Genomic DNA, 18124 nt, shown 5'->3' with positions numbered 1-18124 from the left:
TGAGCTCAAAGGCTCAGCCCTGAACGCTCCACACCCAAGCGCCGCGCCAACACATCGGCGAGTTGGCTGGTCAGCTGATGTTCGCTGCGACCTGCATTGGCGCGCGTTTGGAACACCCGCAGCGGCCGGCCGCCATCTTCGTGGCGGAACTCCAGCGCCAGCGAGCGACGCTTAGAGCCGGCCACACAAAGCAGCTTCCAACCCGCGCCCTTCAGCACGGCCGGCGCACCAGCCTGACCCACCGGCTCAATCCGCGCATCACTCAAACCGATGCACCAACCCACACCCGAGCGCTGCAGCATGAACACCATCAACATGCCGGCCATGACCATCAGCAGCGACAGCCAGCCCAACTCCCGGGCAAAGGGTACGCCTTCCACGCGGACCGTGACCAAACCCAGGGCGGTGCCGAGCAAGGTCACCGCCAGCCCCAGCGGATGAGGTTCCAGCATGGGCAACATCACTTGGCCCTGCTGTTCCGCCTCTTCAGTCAATCGACGCAGCAAACCCGCTTGGGAGCCGAAGCCTAACTTCATGCGGGAGCGGTCGCCAAGGTTTGGGTGGCGAACACAAACTGGTCCAGCTTGGCTCGCGCCGCGCCGCTGGCAATGGCCGCGCGAGCCAGCGCAATGCCTTCGGCAATAGAGCCAGCGCGATTGGCGGCGTACAGCGTGGCGCCCGCATTCAAAATGACGATGTCGCGCGCCGGCCCTTCTTCATTGGCCAAGGCACCCAGCAGCATGACCCGTGACTCCTCGGGCCCGCTGACGCGCAAGCTGCGGTTGGACACCATGGCCAGGCCAAAGTCTTCCGGGTGAATTTCGTACTCGCGCACCTCGCCGTTCTTCAGTTCACCGACCAAAGTGGCGGCGCCCAGCGAGATCTCGTCCATGCCGTCTTTGCCGTAGACCACCAGCGCATGTTCAGCGCCCAAGCGCTGCATCACGCGCACTTGGATACCGACCAGATCGGGGTGAAACACACCCATCAAGATATTCGGCGCACCGGCCGGATTGGTCAGCGGGCCTAGGATGTTGAAGATGGTGCGGACGCCCATTTCGCGGCGCACCGGGGCGATGTTCTTCATCGCCGGGTGGTGATTCGGCGCGAACATAAAGCCGATGCCGGTTTGCGCAATCGACTCGGCCACTTGGGCCGGAGTCAGCATGATGTTGGCGCCCAGGGCTTCCAACACATCGGCACTGCCGGTCTTGCTGGAGACGCTGCGGTTGCCATGCTTGGCCACTTGTGCGCCAGCCGCGGCCGCCACAAACATTGAGCAGGTCGAGATATTGAAGGTGTGGGCGCCATCGCCGCCGGTGCCCACCACATCGACCAGATTGGGGTTCACGGGCTGCGGCAGCGGCACCTTGTTGGACAGCTCGCGCATGACCTGCGCGGCGGCGGTGATCTCGCCAATGGTTTCCTTCTTGACCCGCAAGCCGGCCAGCAAGGCGGCCGACATGACGGGCGACATCTCGCCGGCCATGATGCGGCGCATCAGCGTCAGCATCTCGTCGTGGAAGATCTCGCGGTGTTCGATGACGCGGGTCAGAGCTTCGGTATCGGTAATCGGCACGGTCAATTTCCTCTCAAGCGAAGTATTCGCGCACGGCAGCCACGGCGCGGTCAATGCCGGCCGCATCCACATCCAAATGGGTGACAAAACGCAGCTGATAAATGCCGGTGGCCAAGACGCCTCGCGACTTCAGATGCGGCAGCAAACCGGCGGCGCGCTCGACCGCCTCGGGCTTGACGCCCACAAACACGATATTGCTTTGCGGCGCTTCCACGGCCAGCGCCTCAATGCCTTGCAGACCACTGGCAAGACGCTGGGCCAGCGCATGGTCTTCGGCCAAACGCGCCACTTGATGGTCGAGCGCATAGTGCGCCGCAGCCGCCAGCAGGCCGGCCTGACGCATGCCGCCGCCCACCATCTTGCGCCAGCGCCGCGCTTGTTGGATCAGCGCCGCTGAGCCACACAAGACCGAGCCCACCGGCGCGCCCAGGCCTTTGGAGAAGCAGACCGAGACGCTGTCGAAATGTTGAGTAATGGCGCGCGCGGCGGCGTATGGATCGCCACCGACTCCAGCACCCACCACTGCCGCATTGAACAAACGCGCGCCGTCCAAGTGCCGCTTCAAACCATGCTTGAGCGCCAAGGCCGAGGCTTGGGCCAGATAGTCCAAAGGCAAGACCTGACCCCGTATGGTGTTCTCCAGCGTCAGCAAGCGGGTGCGGGCAAAGTGGAAGTCATCGGGCTTGATATTGGCCTCGATGTCAGCCAAGCTCAGCGAGCCATCGGGCTGATGGTTCAAGGGCTGAGGCTGAATAGAGCCCAGCACCGCGGCGCCCCCACCTTCCCAGCGGTAAGTGTGGGCGAACTGGCCGACGATGTATTCATCGCCGCGCTGGCAATGGCTCATCAGGGCGCACAGATTGCTCTGCGTGCCGCTAGCGAAGAACAGCGCCGCTTCAAAGCCCAAGCGCTCGGCCAGGGCCTCTTGCAAGGCATTGACACTGGGGTCGTCGCCAAACACATCGTCGCCCAACGGCGCGGCCGCCATCGCGTCCCGCATGCCCGCCGTCGGCTGGGTGACGGTATCGCTGCGTAGATCTATCAAGGCTGCCATGGCGAATTACAAGGCCAGGGTTAGGAAGTTCTTCAGCATCGCGTGACCATGCTCGCTGAGGATGGACTCGGGATGGAACTGCACCCCTTCCATCGGCGTGGCGCTGCCGGCCAAAGCACGGTGACGCACGCCCATGATCTCGCCGTCATCGCTGCGCGAGGTGATTTCAAATTCGGGCGACAGCGTCGCCTCATCAATCACCAGCGAGTGATAGCGGATGACGCTGAACTCACGCGGCAGGCCTTTGTAGACGCCTTTCTGGTCGGTGCTGAGCACGCAGGCCTTGCCATGCATTTGGTGTTTGGCGCGCACGATCTTGGCGCCAAAGGCCGCTCCCATGCTTTGATGCCCCAGGCAGACGCCGAGGATGGGCAGCTTGCCAGCAAAGTGCTGGATGGCCGGCACGCAAATGCCCGCCTCGGCCGGCGAGCAAGGGCCGGGCGAGAAGACCAGGTGGTCAGGCTTGAGTGCAGCGATCTCTTCGATGGAGATCTCATCATTGCGCACGACCTTGACCTCGGCCCCGAGTTCGCCGAAGTACTGCACCAAATTGAAGGTGAAGCTGTCGTAGTTATCAATCATCAACAACATGATCAGAATCCTTCCTCAACCAGTTCAGCGGCGCGAATCAGCGCGCGCGCCTTCGCCTCGGTTTCTTGCCATTCCAGCTCGGGCACCGAGTCGGCCACCACGCCGGCCGCCGCCTGCACATAGAGCGTCTCGTCCATGACGATGCCGGTACGGATGGCGATGGCCAGATCCATATCGCCGGCAAAGCTCAGGCAACCCACCGCGCCGCCATAAATGCCACGCTTGACGGGCTCCAGCTCGTCGATGATTTCCATGGCCCGCACCTTGGGCGCGCCGGTTAACGTGCCGGCCGGGAAGGTGGCTTTGAGCACATCAAGATTGCTGCAGCCGTCAAGAAGCGTGCCCTCGACATTGCTGACGATGTGCATCACATGCGAGTAGCGCTCCACCACAAAGGCATCGGTCACTTTGACCGAGCCGATCTTGGCGATGCGGCCGATGTCATTGCGCGCCAGGTCGATCAGCATCAAGTGCTCGGCCAACTCCTTGGGGTCGGCCTTCAGCTCTTTTTCCAGCGCCAGGTCCTTCTCGACCGTGCCGCCGCGTGGTCGCGTGCCGGCCAGGGGGCGGATGGTGACCTTCTCGCCGTCTGCCGTGGTTTCCTGACGCACCAGGATTTCGGGCGAAGCGCCTACGATCTGGAACTCGCCCATATCGTAGAAATACATGTACGGACTGGGGTTCAGCGAACGCAGCGCGCGGTACAGGCTCAGCGGCGACTCGGTGTAGCGCTTGCGCAGGCGTTGGCCCACTTGCACCTGCATCATGTCGCCGGCGGCGATGTAATCCTTGGCTTTTTGGACCGCGGCCAGATAGTCGGCCTTGGCGAATTCGCGCTCCACCGGATGCGCCAGGCCGCGCTTCACCGTGGGTGCCGAGACGCTGTAATTGAGCTTGTCGCGCAGCTCGGTCAGGCGCTTCTTGGCCTTGTGGAAGGCTTCGGGCTGGGCAGGGTCGGCATAGACGATCAGATAGAGCCGGCCCGACAGGTTGTCGATCACCGCCAGCTCTTCGCACTGCAAGAGCATCACATCGGGCGTGCCCACGCCGCCGGTTTTTTCGGTGTGAGCCAGCTTGGGCTCGATATAGCGCACCGCGTCATAGCCAAAGTAGCCGGCCAGGCCGCCGCAAAAGCGCGGCATGCCGGGGCGCAGCGCCACCTTGAAGCGTTGCTGGTACTGCTCGATGAAGTCCAGCGGATTGCCCTCATGGGTCTCGACCACCTGACCGTCGGTGATGATCTCGGTGCGCTGCCCGCTGCTCTTCAGCACGGTGCGCGCCGGCAGGCCGATGTAGGAATAGCGCCCGAAGCGCTCGCCGCCCACCACCGACTCCAGCAAAAAGCTGTTGCGGCCCGATTTGCCGCCGTAAGCGCCGGCTCCCGCGCACAGCTTCAGATACAGAGAGAGCGGGGTTTCGAGGTCCGCAAAAGCCTCGCTGATCAGCGGGATGCGGTTATAGCCCGAAGCCGCCAGGCTCTTGAATTCAAGTTCGGTCATCATCAGTTCTTTCAAACCCTTGCAGCCCGGCAGACACCTTTTCATGGGGTCGCAAGAGGCCGCGGAAACAATGCATCAGGGCGCTTGGCTGCCAAGCCTGATCTCTGGGCGGCCCCGGTCGGGCTCGGCGCAAGCTTGCGCAAGACAATGCGCCAGGTCAGGCGCAAGGAGAGATCAGTGGAATTTTCGCCGCACACGCAAGGTGCGGCTGGCAAGCAGCAAGCGTCTTCTTCAGACGAAGTCGGGCTGGCGACGCCAGGGCCAGGCTCCCCGGTCGTGAGACCCCTTGATGTGCTTGCGCGTGATGAACATGATGAAATCAGTGTATCAGCCTCCTGTGACATCCAGCGCAGACAAGCTGTGCGGCTTCAAGCCATACTCACAGGCCCCGCTCTGGGGAATGGCTCGCTAGACAACAACGGAAAAAAGGGGACTCCCTCTATGCGCGGATTCATCGTTGCAGCATTGCTCACCCTCGGCTCGCACCAAGCATTGCAGGCGCAAGCGCCATCCAGCGCGGCTGCGGTGGTCGAGGTGGCCGGCGTCAAGTACGACAGCAGCCTCAGCGTCGGCGGGCAAACTCTGCAACTGAACGGCGCCGGCATCCGCTACAAAGCCGTCTTCAAGGTCTACACCGCCGGCCTGTACTTGGGCAGCAAGGCCAATAGCACCGAGGCCGTGCTGGCCGCGCCTGGCCCTAAGCGCCTGCACATCGTGATGCTGCGCGAGGTGGACGGCAATGAGTTGGGCCGCCTCTTCACCAAGGGCATGGAGCAAAACGCACCGCGCGAAGAGTTTGGCAAAGCCATCAACGGCGTGCTGCGCGTGGCCGAAGTCTTCGCCAGCCGCAAGAGCCTGACGACGGGAGAACACTTCTCCATCGATTACATCCCCGGCACCGGCTCGGTGGTGCTCTTGAACGGCAAGCCCCAAGGCGCGCCGATCAAGGAGCCTGAGTTCTTCTCGGCCCTGCTGCGCATCTGGCTGGGCAAGTCACCGGCCGACGATCAACTCAAAGACGCCCTGCTGGGCATCGTGCGCGAGCGCGCCGGTCGCAGCTAAGCCATCAACTCAGCACGATCTGATCCAGCCGGTCCACATACTGCTGGGCCGGCACCTGGCGAATCGGCTCACCATGGTTGTAGCCATAACTGACCAGCACCACGGAGCAGCCCGCCGCATGAGCCGCCTGCGCATCATTGCTGGAGTCGCCAATCATCCAGGTCTTTGCCGGCTCTGAACCCAGGGCCTCGCAAGTCTTCAGCAGCGGCAGCGGGTCGGGCTTTTTACGCTCGAAATCGTCGCCCCCAAAGACCTTGTCAAAGAAGCCGTCTAGCCCCTTGACCCGCAGTAACTCGCGCGCAAAGGCAGCCGGCTTGTTGGTCAAGCAAGCCATCGGCAAACCCAATGCCCGCAAGCGCTGCAAGCCTTCGCGCACTCCGGGGTAGACCTCGGCGTACTGGCCGTTCAAGGCACGGTACTGGGCTTGATACGAGGCCCAGGCCCGCTCATAAAGCTCGGGCGCGCCGCCCACCTGCGCCAAGCAGCTGCGAATCAAATGCTCGCTGCCGCGCCCCACCGTCTTTTCGACAAAAGCCCGGTCCACCACCGGCAAGCCCAGCTCGGTCAGCACCCGCTCCAGCACCGCCACAAAGTCGCCCAAGGTGTCGACCATGGTGCCGTCCAGGTCGAGGATGAAGGCCTGGGGTCGCTCTTGCCCTGATCCCTGTTCACGGCCGTCAACCGCAAGCACCGCCACCATTTCCCCGCTTTCATCGATCTCGGTTTCGCGAAAGCCAAAGCTCGCGTAAAAGCGCTGCGCATCGGCGTTGTCTGGCATGTAGGAGATGAAAATCCGCGTGGCATCGCCGCAGGCGCGTATCTCATCCAGCAGCAGTTGCAAGGCCTGGCGCCCCAGGCCCTTGCCCTGATGTTTGGCGTCAATCATGAAACGCCAGATACCGTATTCCCCGGCAGGTTCCTCATGAGGCTCCGGCGCCAAGTACATCAAAAAGCCGACGGGCTCCTCCCCGAGATAGATCGCCCGGGTGCGCAGAAACGGGTTGAAGCTGGCCTCGGCAATGGAGTAAGAGTTGCTCGCCAAGAAATCTCGCTGATGCTCAAAGACCGACAAGCAGGCAAGCGCATCAAAGTTCTCACGCGTTATCGGTTGAAGGGTGACGGTCATGGTGAACTGGGGGAAGCAATCATTAGCGGCGGATTATTGCGGGGAAGCCCCTGGCCAGACCTTTAACTCGCTCACAAGAACGCGTTGCCGCCAAGCCCAAGGCGCGAGAGCCCTATCCAACACCCCCCAGCGCGGGCAGCGCTACAGTGCAGGGACAAAGGAGTGATCTCTGCATGTTCCTGATCGTCTTGCGCTACAAAAAACCCCTCACCGAAGTGGATCGTTGGGTGCCTGAGCACCGGCTTTTTCTGGAACGGCACTACGCGTCAGGGCAGTTCCTCTTGTCTGGGCGCCAAGAGCCACGCACGGGCGGCATCATCCTGGCGCAGGCGAACAGCCGTGCCGAAGTGCAGGCCATCATCGAGCGAGACCCCTTTCACCGCGAGCAGTTGGCGGACTACGAGCTGATTGAGTTCCTGCCCTCGATGGCAGCGGCGCCGTTCGAGCGATTCTTGGCGGGGTGATACGGGCGGATTCCAACCTTAGCGGCACCGGCTCTACAGACTTTCACGCAGCAGCAAAGCCAGTCTGATCGGGTACGCTCGCGGCCCAACACAAATGCAAACTCGTGCGCGGCGGTCGCAGCCGGCGCCGAACCGCCCGAAGCAGCTCGTTTTCTCCATGACCCTTCTCGCCGCTCCGCAACTCAGCCGCCATCTGGTCGACAACCCCAACCTCGCCGCTTGGCTGGAAGAGTGCGCCGAGGTCTCGCTGGTGTTGGCGATTGCGCCGGCCGGCTTTGGCAAGACCACCGCGCTCTTGAGCTTGCATGAGCGTCTGCGCGAAAAGGGCTTTGCCACCGCCTGGATTCAACTCAGCGCCGACGACAACCACGTCGAGCGACTCTGCGCCTTGCTCGACTCGGCCCTGGCCGCCGGCGCCCAGGCCAGCCCGGCCCAGCCCCTGCCGAACTTGATGGACGCGCGCTACACCGGCTCGCGCCTGGGCCAAGATGTGCTGGACGCCGTGGCCGCCCTGCAGCAACCCACCGCCATCTTTCTGGACGACTTCGACCATCTGCGCGAGGCCCGCGCGGTGGACCTGATGCAGCGCTTGATCGAGCGCCTGCCGCCGCAGTGCAAGCTCTTCATCAGTGCGCGTAGCGCACCGCTCTTGCGTCTGTACAAACTCAAGGCCCAGGGGCGCTTGCTGCAGATTGGCATGGCCGAGCTGAGCTTCGATCTGGAACAAGCCGAGCTGTTTTTGAACCAGCGCCACCAGCTGCAGCTGGACGCCGCCAGTGTGCGCCGCCTCTTGCACGCCACCGAAGGCTGGCCGGCCGGCCTGCAACTGGCCGCCCTGGCGCTGAAGGCGCGCGGCGACAAACGCGGCTTCATCGAAAACTTCTGCGAACAAACGGCCGATATTGGCCGCTACCTCTACGAAGAGGTGTTCTGGGATCAGGCCGAAGAGATCAAGACTTTTTTGCTGCAGACCAGCTTCATCAAGCAGCTGGGGCCGGGCATTTGCAATGCGGTCTGCCAGATCAGCAACGCCGCCACCCTTTTGCGCCAGCTGGAGCAGCAAGGCCTCTTCGTGCTGCGCATGGGCGCGGCCGGCACCGAGTTCCGCTACCACCCGCTGTTTGCCGAGTTCCTGCTGCGCAAGCTGGGCGAAGACCACCCCAATTGGCTGCCCGAGCTGCATCAGCGCGCGGCCGACTGGTTCTTGCAAGCCGGTGACCCCGGTGCCGCCGTGGACCATGCGCTGGCCGCCGGCAACCATGAGCAGGCCTGTGCCATCCTGGTCGGCCATGTCTGGCAGGCGCTGGCGCGCGGCCACATCAGTACCTGCCGCCATTGGTTAGCGCAGATTCCGCCGGCCGTGCAATTGCGCCACCCCGAGCTGCTGGTGGCGCTGAGCTGGGCGCATATCTTCCGTTATGAATATGCCCAGGCCAGCGAATTGGCCGAGCAACTCAAGCATGAGCCCGCCGTGCAGGCCATGCCCGAGTACCGCTTGCTCAGCCCCTTGTCACTGGTCTTGATGGACCGGCTCAGCGAGTGCGAGGCGGCACTGCAAAACCAGGAAGTCACCGCGCTGGGCGGCTTGAGCGAGGCCACTTTCCGCTCCATCAGCGCTTATGTGGACCTGTGCTCGCATCGCTTTGACGCGGCGATTGAAAACGCCGACCGCTCGCTGCAGTTGTTCAAGCGCATGGGCAGCATCTACGGCACCACCTTCAGCCACGGCATCAGCACCTTCACCCTGCTGGCCCAAGGCCGCGCCTTGCAGGTGATTGCCCGGCTGGAGCCCGCCTTGGCGGAGCTGAGCCGCGTCAGCGGCCGCCACAGCGCCAGCAGTGCTTATGTGGGCATCTACCTAGCCGGGGCGCTCTACGAGGTGGGCGAGTTTGAGCGCGCCGCCAGCCTGGCGCGCGAGTATTTGGACTTGTCGGCCGAGCTGGTGTTCTTGGATGCCATCGTCATCGCCCACCGGATTTTGTCGCGCACCCTGTGTCGCGCTGGCCAATATGCCGAAGCAGCGGCTTTGATCCATGCGGGCACCGAGTTGGGCCGCTCGCTGGGCCTGACGCGCATCGTGGCGCCAATGCGTCTGGAGCAGCAATATCAGGTGGTGCACCAGTTTGACCATGGCCACCCGTTGGCACCCGAGCGTCTGAGCCTCTTGCCGGCGGCCTGGGACTTTGCCGCCGACCGCATGACGCCCATCAACGACGTCGAAGACCAGGTACTGGCCGGCCTGCGCTTGGGCCTGCGCGACGGCCGCGCCGAAGAGGTGCTGGAGGCCTGCCAGACCAAGCGAGACAAAGCACAAAAACTGGGCCGCCGGCGCCGCCAGCTGAAGCTGGGCTTGCTGCAAGCCCAGGCCCTGGCCAGCTTGCAGCACGAAGGCGATGCCTTGCAGCTGCTGGCCGATCTGCTGCTGGCCGATGGCGAGTTGGCTTTGCGAGCCACTTATCTGGAAGAAGGGCCGCAGCTGATCGCCCTGCTGGAACGCCTGCGCCAACAGGGGCACAGCAACCCGGCCCACACACCGCGCCTCAAGGCCCTGTTGAATTTGGTGCTGGGCAACGACGCTCAAATCACCGACCAAGGGGCGGCGATGCCCGAGGCCGCGCCGGAAGCTTCAGCGCTCGACAACCCTGCCTCCTCAATGCCGCCAGACACACCTTTGGCTGCGCCAGTGATCGACTGCGGCCTCTCGCCGCGCGAGTTGCAGATCTTGCAATGCTTGTCCGCCGGCATGCCCAACAAGCTGATCGCCAACAGCCTGCACATCTCGGAGCCGACGGTGAAGTTCCATCTGCGCAACATCAATCACAAGCTCGACGCGCGCAACCGCACCCACGCGGTCTTCATTGCCCGCGAACGCGGCTGGGTCAGCTGAAGCGCACCGCAGCACACCAAAGCCCAACCTATCCCATTGAACGGCGACAGGTGCGGCCCCTAGCCCTAGAGTCAGCTCAGTTCTGAACTGAGACCGGGCCGATGCATCCGAAACGACGTACTCTTTTAATGGCTGGCATGCTGCCGCTCTTCATTGGTCTGGAAGGCCTCAAGGGCTGCGCCAGCAGCGACAAGCCCACCGGCCCAGATGCCGAAGCCAAAGCCGCAAGCCCGCAGCGCAAGCCGCGCATCTACACCGAGCAAGTCGCCAGCCTGCTGATCTCGCAAGACCGCAAGCAGCTGGTCGTGCTGGGGGAGCAGTACCACTATGTCTTCGAAGCGCCGGCCGATCTGGTGCGCTTGTTGGAGTCGCCGCTGAAAGCGCGCTTGAGCGCGGCCATAGGGCCTTTTCATATCGCGCTGAACGGCAGCACCCAAGGCGGCTACCAGGTCTTTCTGCCGGCCGATTTGAATGAGGATGAAGCCGAGCTGGCCCAGAGCCTGGGCTTTATGAAGACAACATCAGAGCACTCGGGCTGGGCGCTGGCGCGGCCGCTGCAGGGCAAGCGCTATGTGGTGGGCAATACCTTCCGCGCGGCCCGCAGCCAGCATCAGCTGAACCGGTCTTACACCGTCACGATGGAGGCCGAAGAGGCCCCAGGCCAAAAGACCGTGGAACAGCTGGCCACGCCGGTCGCCATCGCCTCAGACGGGGTGCTGTTGATCTATTACGTGGCCTTGGCGCCGCTGCTGATTCCGCTGATTTTTCTTTCCAAAGAAAAGCGCCCAGGCGCCGCGCAAGCGGCCTCCGCCCCCTCGCCCGCGACGCAGCCTTAGCCTGGCCGGGGAGCGGGCTCCGGGTATCCCCGTAAAACCTATCCCTTCGGCTAGCTAGCACTATCCCTTGGGACAGGCGAGACCTAGACGGACGGACGGCGACAGGCCCCAAACCGGCTTCTAGAGTGCGGGCTCCGTCCCTCAATCTGAGCCCCGTCGGCCTCGTTCGCAGCACCATGTCCAGCGCCAGCCTCATTGCCGCCAGCACGCCCCGCCAAGACGCGACTAAACCCAAATCGCGCGCGGCCACCAGCTTGGTGTCGAGCTGGCACAACGCCATGGCCCAGGCCATGGCGACGCGCGGCCTGTGTTTGCAAAGCCTGCTGGAACAACTGGGCCTGGACGAGACCGAGCCCGATCCACGCGTGCTGTCCGATGCCTACAGCAGCGCCTGGGAGTTGGCCGCAGCGCGCACCGGTGATGCGGCCATTGGCCTGAGCGTGCCGGCGCATCCGCTGGTGGCCTTAGGGCTGCTGGCCCATCTGGTGCTGTCGGCGCGCGACCTGGGCGATGCGCTGCAATACATCTTGCGCTTCTCGGCCCTGCTCTCGCCTGCCGTCTGCATGGACCTGCAACGCGGAGACGAGCAATGCCTGCTGCAGGTGGAGATTCTGAAAGGCCTGCAGCCGCCGCCGATGCAGCGCTATGACTTCATCGCCAATGTGCTGCTGCAATCGCTGAACTGGGCCACCAATGTGCGGGTGCGGCCCTTGCATGTGGACTACCCCTTTGCCGCACCCCAGGACATGGACCCCTGGCTGAAGGCCTTTGGCTGCGAGCTGCGCTTCGGCGCCGAGAGCTTTTGCATCGCCTTTGCCACCGCCGATTTGGCCACCCCCATCCCCACCGCCAACGCCGGCGTAGCCACCTTGTGCGAGCGCAGCGCCCAGCAAGCCATGGTGCAGCGCGGCGGCAGCATCCAGGTGCGGGTGCGGCAGCTGCTGACCCAAGAGCTGCCCAAGGGCGACCCCAAGCGCGAGGCGATTGCAGCCATGTTGAATATGAGCGAGCGCACTTTGCAGCGCCGCTTGCTGGAAGAAAGCACCAGTTTCAACAAGCTGCTGGACGAAACCCGCCGCGAACTGGCCGCTACTTATCTGAAGCGAGGCAGCATCTCGCCCACCGAGATGAGCTTCGCGCTGGGTTTTGCGGACCCGAGCAATTTTTACCGCGCCTGCAAGCGCTGGTTCGGCCATTCGCCGAGCCGCCTGCGCAGTCTGGCCTGATCGCGCGCAAGTTCGGCCGGCCGCCATGCCAGCCGCCAGCCTCTGCGACTAACCCATTAATCACACTGACCCAAAAGTACCCCATGGATTGATCTCGTTTGCATGAAAGAAGCTTCCTCGGGGTTCTCACTCCCCGTCGAACGGAGGGCACGCAAGGCCAAGAGCTTGGCTCCCAAAGTCACTTGTTTTTGCCAACTAATCCGCATCATTCGTTCACGCCGCTGACAACTCGGCGCCGCAAAGGAACCCACAAGTTCCTGCGCTGCAAAGAGCAAAACCCGTGACCAGAGACCACGGCCCAGCGTGCGCAAGTGAGCGCTTCAAACTTCATCTAACGATTCATTAATAAACCTGGAGATACCCAAATGAAAGCATTCAAACTGTCCGCCGTCGCCGCTCTGCTGGCTGCCGCTTCCCTGTCGGCTTCGGCCATGACCGCCATCGACGACAGCGCCCTGTCGCAAGTCAGCGGCCAGGACGGCGTGTCCATCGCTGGTGACCTGAACATCAATATCGGTTCCTTCAAGTACACCGACACGGACGCACAAGGCGGCTCGGTCTCGTTCAACAACATCGGTGTCAAGGGCATGTTCGTGATGACCATCGACATCCTGAAGGGTGTGGCCGCTGCAGACATCGCTGACTCCACCAAGTTGCTGACCGCTGCCAACACCGCCGGCAACATCGTCAACACCATCGGTAAGTCCATGCAAACTCACCTGGGCGAGACCGGCGCCATCGCCCCGACCTCCGCCACCGCTGGCGAGTTGGTCAAGCTGGTCACTGGCGGCATCTACGCTGGCGGCGACGTGGTTCAGTTCGCCTTCCCCAACGCTGGTCTGGACGCCAAGCTGTCGCCTAGCGTCTCTGTCGCCGGCATCACCATGGGCAACAGCAACGGCGCTTCCTTCGGCGCTGTTGAGATCAACAACATCAATCTGCAAGGCTCGAAGTTCTGGGTTTGGGCTCACTAATTTGCCTGGCTCTGAGCTGAACAACGCTGCTTGAAAAACAGCAGCGTCAAAAGCCAAGCAAGCCCTCGGCCCGGCGCCATTTTGCCGGGCCGATTTTTTCTCAAACACCCTCATCCACTTTTTTCAAATCCCCTTGTCATGAACCGGCTGCACTTGTTGCTCATCGCCCTGTTCGTCCTGCTCCCCGCCTTGCTCTTGCAGGCCGGTGCAGCGCGAGCCATGAGCGCGCTGGAGGACAGCGATTTGGCCGAAGTGCATGGACAAGACGGGGTCACGCTGGCGGCGGACCTGGACATCCGGGTCGGCTCCTTCGTCTACAGCACCAAGAGCGCCAGCAACCCCGAAGGCGGCTCGATCGCCTTCAACAACATCAGCCTGCGTGGTCTATTCGTGATGACCGTGGACATCTTGAATTCCTCCGGCTTCAGCACGGCCATGGGCAATGCGATGGCGGCTTACGGCGCCGATGGGGCCGCGGGCATCAGCCGCTTGCTGGCCTCGGGCACTTATGACGGCCGCAGCGATGTGATCCAGTTTGCCGTGCCGAATGCCGGCCTGGACCACCGGCTCAGCCCCAGTCTGGGCATTGGCTCCATCACCCTGGGCAATAGCAGCGCCTCGATGGGCAGCCTGGCCATCACCAATATCGACCTGCAAGGTTCCAAGATCTGGATGTGGGCGCATTGATGGTGATGAAGATGATCAAGTTGCTGATGAACCGCCTGCAAGTGCTGGGTCTGTGTGCCCTGCTGATCGCGCCCGCGGCACACGCGCAGATGAGCGCGCTGCACGATACCGAGCTGGCTGGCGTCTGGGGCCAGGCCATGGTGTCCATCAGCAATAGCAGCTTGAATGGGCTGGACTTTTCGCGCTTCACCTTGAACGCCGATCTGTCTTTGAGCGCCAATTTTTCCAAGCTGCGTCTGGGCGAATATACCCATGCGCCGCGCAATGGCAGCGGCGCCGATATCGACCTGAACCTTTTGCAGTTCGGCCGCAGCGATCTGGGCAGCGCCCAGCGCACCGTGGCCTTGAGCAACCCCTTCTTTGAACTGGTCTACCGCAATGTGGGCGACGCCAACAGCCGCGAAATCATCGGCATGCGCCTGGGCTTTGAAGGCGTCAGCGGCGCCTTTGGACTGAGCGCCAAAGCCATCAGCGGGTCTTTGGCCATCAGCGATGGCGCGGGTCTGACGCTGGACTCCCGCAGCGACCCGCTGGGCGGCAAGCGATGGGACGGCAGCACTTGCGGTGCCAGCGCCTGCCCCTTCACGCTGGCGCAGATCGGCACGCTGCAAGCGGGCGACAGCAGCGGAGCGAGCCGAGATTTGTTCTTGTCGGTCTTGAAGCAGGCGGTGCAATTTCCGGCCGCAGTCGCCGGCATGCCGGCGCCGGACTTGGCTCAAGCCGGGCTCTGGATGAACTGGCGCGACAAGCTCACGGCCACCAATCTGGGCGGCCTCGTGCCGCCCAATCTGCCGCCCACGATGCCCACTGGGCTGGTGAAACCGGGCGGAGGCTGACGATGGTCAGGCAGCAGCCTCAGCGGCGTGATCCGCAGTCAACACACAGCAAGGGCTTCGCAGCCCTTTTGGTGTTTCTGCTTGCGACACTCGCGCTGGGCCCTAGCTGGGCGCTGACCCCCATCTCCGACGAAGAGTTGGCCCATGTGCAAGGGCGCGACGGCTTTGCCTTCAATCTGCGCGGCTTTGCACTGCAGGGCCCATTGACCCTGCGCCTGGGCAGCGCCGAGGGTTCGGGCCTGAGCCTGTCCAACTTCGCGCTGTCGCGCGCCGACGACTTGGCCGCGACTTACGCTGACCCCTATGTGCTGAGTCTGCTCAAAGGCCCAGCTGGCATGCCCGACCGCGTCAGCTTGAGCGAGCCGCTGAATGCGCTGGGCCGCTTGACTTGGCAGTTCGCCGCCGACCTGAGCCTGATCGACAAGCGCAGTGGCGCTTCAAGTGAAACTTTCAACGCCGGCGCCTTGCTGATCCAAGACCTGCGCAGCTATGGCGGCAGCCTCAGCATCGCGCCCAATGCCGACCCGGTCGAGCAAGGCATCGCCTTTGGCCTGGGCCTGCGTCTGGACGCCGGTGCAGTGCTGCTGCGCCCGCGCGGACGCGGCGACACCACCTTGTTCGACAGCCCCGCCGCGCCCGAACAGTTCAGCCTGCGGGGACTGCATCTGGCCGGAGCCAGCGCCGCGGGCGGCCTGAGCGATCAGCCCTGGCGCCTGGCCGATCTGGACCGCCAGCGCCTCTTGCTGAACGCCATCACCACGCCCGAGGGCAACAGCTTCTTGCACCTGAACCTGGCCTGGCCCAGCGCCGGGCCCGCAGCCGCTGGCAGCTTGGTGATCGACAACATCAGCTTCAAGAGTGATCTTGGCCCCAGCCTGGATCTGGGCAGCAGCCGCATCGGCAGCATGCAAATCCAATACCTCGATGTGCGCGTGAAGACAGGGCCCTGACTGCCATGAAACCTTGCTTGCGCTCCTTCTTCTTCAGCATCAGCTTGAGCCTCTTGCTGATGGGCAGCGGCGGCGCGGCGCTGGCCGGCCCCAACTTGAAAGCAGCGCTGTCCGATGAGGAACTGGGCGGCATCAGCGGCCAGGCCGGCATCGTCTTGAACGCCCACCTAGAGCTGAACACCGGGCCGCAATCGGAGAACCGCATCAGCCTGGGCTTCAAGGTTGGCGCCACCACCACTTATCTGTTGCTGAACAACCTGAGCGGCACGCTGGATCTGCTCGGCCTGACGGTGCAAGCCGTGACCGGCCCTGCCGAAGTCGGCGATGTGATCCAGCTGACGCTGCCGAGTTTTCTCGGCTTCAAGGATTTTGGCGTCAAGGCCCTGGGCGTGCAGACCGACCCACTGGCGCCGCTCTCGAACAGCCTCGGTCAGATTCAGCTGAATGGCTCGCTGCAGATGCAGGGTCAGGTCTTGCTTTGGTCCAGGTAGAGGGTTTGAGCCCAAGACAGCAGCAGTCAAAGAAATAGCAGTAGGCAGTATGGAGACCTGGACATGTGGATGATTTTTCTTGGCGCGCTGGCGGCCTGGATTGGCGGCGCCACGGTGGAGACGCAATACCCCATCCAGAACGTGCCCGAGCAGCAGTTTGAACTGCCGATGGCGCAGGTGGGCGGCGGGGTATCGCCGATGTCGGTGCGCATCGAGCCGCTCTCCGAGATCAAGTTCCGCAATATCGTGCACCAGGCCTATGACTACAGCTGCGGCTCGGCCGCGCTGGTGACGGTCATCAACAATTACCTTGGCATCAAGGTCAATGAGCAGCAGGCCATGGAAGGCATGTTGGCCTTTGGCGAACGCGACAAGATCATTGCCCGGCGCGGCTTCTCGCTGCTGGACATGAAGCGCTATGTCCTCAGTCTGGGCGCCGAGGGCGCGGGCTTTCGCGCCAGCATGAAGGACCTGGCCGAGTTGACGCAGCCGGCCATCGTGCCCATCGACTACGCCGGTTTCAAACACTTTGTGGTGTTTCGCGGCATGCGCAACGGTCGCGTGTTTCTGGCCGACCCCGCCATCGGTCACATCGTTTTTTCGGTTCACGAGTTTGAAGAACTCTGGGACCGCAACACCCTGTTCCTGCTGACTCCCGGCAAGGGACAGCCGCAGCCTCTTTCCCTGCTGGCCCTGGGCGACGAAGAACTGGGCGTCATTGATGACGACCTGGTACGCCGCCAAGCCAGTCTCCTCCCCCTGGACACCACCGAAGCCTTGCGCAACGCGGTCCAAGCCAAGTTTGGCATTTTCAATCTCCGCCGCTGAAGACCATGAACTCTCTCGACACCCGTTTTTCCTCGCTCGCCGCCGCCGCGCTGGCACTTTCTCTGAGCCTTGCCGCAGGCCAAGCACAGGCACAAACCAGCACCGACACCAGCAAACAAGCCGCGCGCGAGGCCTTGGCCAAGCAAGAAGGTGACGTCGACCAAACCGCCCTGCTGAAAGCCGCACTGACCGCGCAAGACAAGCAGTACTCGCTGATCCGCAAGGGCAAGACCTCGCTGACCTATGACTTCAGCTACGCCTATATCGGCGCCCAGCAGATCGATGCGAAATTTGACGACAGCCGTCTCACGCTGTTCAGCATCCAAAACACCCGCGCCCACACCGTCACCAACACGGTTTCGGCCGACTACGGGGTGATGGACAACCTGACCGCCAATGTCTCGCTGCCCTTGGTCAGCAAGTTCTCGGAGTCCGACAAGTTCTCCGGCAATGTCAACGGCTTTGGCGATATCGGCATGGGCCTGCGCTGGCAACCCATGGCCATGAGCCGCGATCTGCCTTCGCTGACCACCTCGGCCACGCTGCGCGTGCCCAGCGGCCGCAGCCCCTTCAAGGTGGTGGCTGGCCAAGGCCTGAGCACCGGTTCGGGCTACACCGCCCTCAGCCTGGGCGCCAACACTTCCAAGGTGATGGACCCGGTGGCCTTGTTCGGTTCGGTCTCGCTGACGTTGGGCGTGCCGGTGCGGCATCTGAGCCAGCAGTTGAACGGCGCCACGCTGACCGGCGTGGACCCCGGCGCCAGCTTCGGCTTCGGCATGGGCTTCGCCTACGCCCTGTCTTACAAGGTCTCGACCACGGTGTCTTTCCAGGAAACGATCTCGGCCAAGACCAAGCTGCATCTGGCCGACGGCAGCACCAGCATGACCGCACCGCAGACCTCGGGTCAAATCAGCTTTGGTCTGGGCGTGCGCGCCTCGCCGCAAACCACGGTGAACGTGTCGGTCGGCGTGGGCTTGGGCCCGGATTCGCCGGCCTTCACCCTGGGCTTCAATCTGCCCCTGAACTTCTGAGGC

At 63.2% G+C, this 18124-nt stretch carries 18 protein-coding genes and 1 pseudogene; 12 read left to right on the top strand and 7 right to left on the bottom strand.

Going from position 1 to position 18124, the window contains the following annotated elements; genetic code table 11:
- Positions 1 to 5: 5 nt before the first annotated feature.
- The 5 genes from LNV06_RS14735 to trpE are packed head-to-tail and all read right to left on the bottom strand — an operon-like array spanning position 6 to position 4726.
- Positions 6 to 536: a hypothetical protein gene (locus LNV06_RS14735; protein WP_263539042.1), complete on the bottom strand. Its 531-nt coding sequence runs from the start codon at positions 534 to 536 to the stop codon at positions 6 to 8.
- Positions 533 to 1579, bottom strand: a complete 1047-nt coding sequence (gene trpD, locus LNV06_RS14730; RefSeq protein WP_263539041.1) for an anthranilate phosphoribosyltransferase — start codon at positions 1577 to 1579, stop codon at positions 533 to 535. Before trpD ends, LNV06_RS14735 begins: the two co-directional genes overlap by 4 nt.
- Positions 1580 to 1592: 13 nt before the next feature.
- Complete coding sequence (gene ltaE / locus LNV06_RS14725) at positions 1593 to 2633, bottom strand: low-specificity L-threonine aldolase (RefSeq protein WP_263539040.1); 1041 nt, start codon at positions 2631 to 2633, stop codon at positions 1593 to 1595.
- Between the two features lie 6 nt (positions 2634 to 2639).
- Positions 2640 to 3224 (bottom strand): anthranilate synthase component II, encoded by a 585-nt coding sequence (locus tag LNV06_RS14720; protein WP_263539039.1) that lies wholly within the window; start codon positions 3222 to 3224, stop codon positions 2640 to 2642.
- Positions 3225 to 3226: 2 nt separating this feature from the next.
- Positions 3227 to 4726, bottom strand: coding sequence for an anthranilate synthase component I (gene trpE / locus LNV06_RS14715; RefSeq protein WP_263539038.1), 1500 nt, complete (start codon positions 4724 to 4726; stop codon positions 3227 to 3229).
- 438 nt (positions 4727 to 5164) lie between these two features.
- Between trpE and LNV06_RS14710 the strand changes: the two genes are divergently transcribed.
- Positions 5165 to 5785, top strand: coding sequence for a chalcone isomerase family protein (locus LNV06_RS14710; protein ID WP_263539037.1), 621 nt, complete (start codon positions 5165 to 5167; stop codon positions 5783 to 5785).
- A 4-nt stretch (positions 5786 to 5789) separates the two neighbouring features.
- Here the strand turns inward: LNV06_RS14710 and gph are convergent, their stop codons facing one another.
- Entirely contained in the window at positions 5790 to 6485 is a 696-nt protein-coding gene (gene gph / locus LNV06_RS14705; protein WP_263539147.1) for a phosphoglycolate phosphatase, read from the bottom strand.
- Positions 6486 to 6515: 30 nt separating this feature from the next.
- Positions 6516 to 6911 (bottom strand): annotated as a pseudogene (locus tag LNV06_RS14700) (GNAT family N-acetyltransferase); the annotation flags it as partial.
- A gap of 173 nt (positions 6912 to 7084) precedes the next feature.
- On the opposite strand from LNV06_RS14700, the gene LNV06_RS14695 reads away from it, so the two are divergent.
- From LNV06_RS14695 to LNV06_RS14645, 11 genes are all read left to right on the top strand, one after another.
- Positions 7085 to 7375, top strand: a complete 291-nt coding sequence (locus LNV06_RS14695) for a YciI family protein (RefSeq protein ID WP_263539036.1) — start codon at positions 7085 to 7087, stop codon at positions 7373 to 7375.
- Positions 7376 to 7532: 157 nt separating this feature from the next.
- On the top strand, positions 7533 to 10262 hold the full coding sequence (locus LNV06_RS14690; RefSeq protein ID WP_263539035.1) for a winged helix-turn-helix domain-containing protein: 2730 nt from the start codon (positions 7533 to 7535) through the stop codon (positions 10260 to 10262).
- A gap of 137 nt (positions 10263 to 10399) precedes the next feature.
- Positions 10400 to 11098, top strand: a complete 699-nt coding sequence (locus LNV06_RS14685; RefSeq protein ID WP_263539034.1) for a hypothetical protein — start codon at positions 10400 to 10402, stop codon at positions 11096 to 11098.
- Between the two features lie 176 nt (positions 11099 to 11274).
- Complete coding sequence (locus LNV06_RS14680) at positions 11275 to 12324, top strand: AraC family transcriptional regulator (protein WP_263539033.1); 1050 nt, start codon at positions 11275 to 11277, stop codon at positions 12322 to 12324.
- A 365-nt stretch (positions 12325 to 12689) separates the two neighbouring features.
- Entirely contained in the window at positions 12690 to 13298 is a 609-nt protein-coding gene (locus tag LNV06_RS14675) for a DUF6160 family protein (protein ID WP_263539032.1), read from the top strand.
- 138 nt (positions 13299 to 13436) lie between these two features.
- The gene (locus LNV06_RS14670; RefSeq protein ID WP_263539031.1) at positions 13437 to 13985 is read left to right on the top strand and encodes a DUF6160 family protein; all 549 of its coding nucleotides are present in this window, start codon (positions 13437 to 13439) and stop codon (positions 13983 to 13985) included.
- Positions 13986 to 13990: 5 nt separating this feature from the next.
- Positions 13991 to 14821, top strand: coding sequence for a hypothetical protein (locus LNV06_RS14665; protein WP_263539030.1), 831 nt, complete (start codon positions 13991 to 13993; stop codon positions 14819 to 14821).
- 71 nt (positions 14822 to 14892) lie between these two features.
- On the top strand, positions 14893 to 15771 hold the full coding sequence (locus LNV06_RS14660; RefSeq protein ID WP_263539029.1) for a hypothetical protein: 879 nt from the start codon (positions 14893 to 14895) through the stop codon (positions 15769 to 15771).
- A gap of 5 nt (positions 15772 to 15776) precedes the next feature.
- Positions 15777 to 16262 carry a hypothetical protein gene (locus tag LNV06_RS14655; RefSeq protein ID WP_263539028.1) on the top strand — a complete coding sequence of 162 codons (486 nt, stop codon included), beginning with the start codon at positions 15777 to 15779 and terminating at the stop codon, positions 16260 to 16262.
- Positions 16263 to 16325: 63 nt separating this feature from the next.
- Complete coding sequence (locus LNV06_RS14650) at positions 16326 to 17090, top strand: C39 family peptidase (RefSeq protein WP_263539027.1); 765 nt, start codon at positions 16326 to 16328, stop codon at positions 17088 to 17090.
- A 5-nt stretch (positions 17091 to 17095) separates the two neighbouring features.
- Positions 17096 to 18121 (top strand): transporter, encoded by a 1026-nt coding sequence (locus tag LNV06_RS14645; protein ID WP_263539026.1) that lies wholly within the window; start codon positions 17096 to 17098, stop codon positions 18119 to 18121.
- Positions 18122 to 18124: the final 3 nt, after the last annotated feature.

It is taken from the genome of Paucibacter sp. Y2R2-4, from assembly GCF_025717535.1.
Classification (GTDB): domain Bacteria; phylum Pseudomonadota; class Gammaproteobacteria; order Burkholderiales; family Burkholderiaceae_C; genus Paucibacter_A.
The sequence above is the reverse complement of the archived record's forward strand: the minus strand, read 5'-3'. Positions and strand labels throughout refer to the sequence as shown.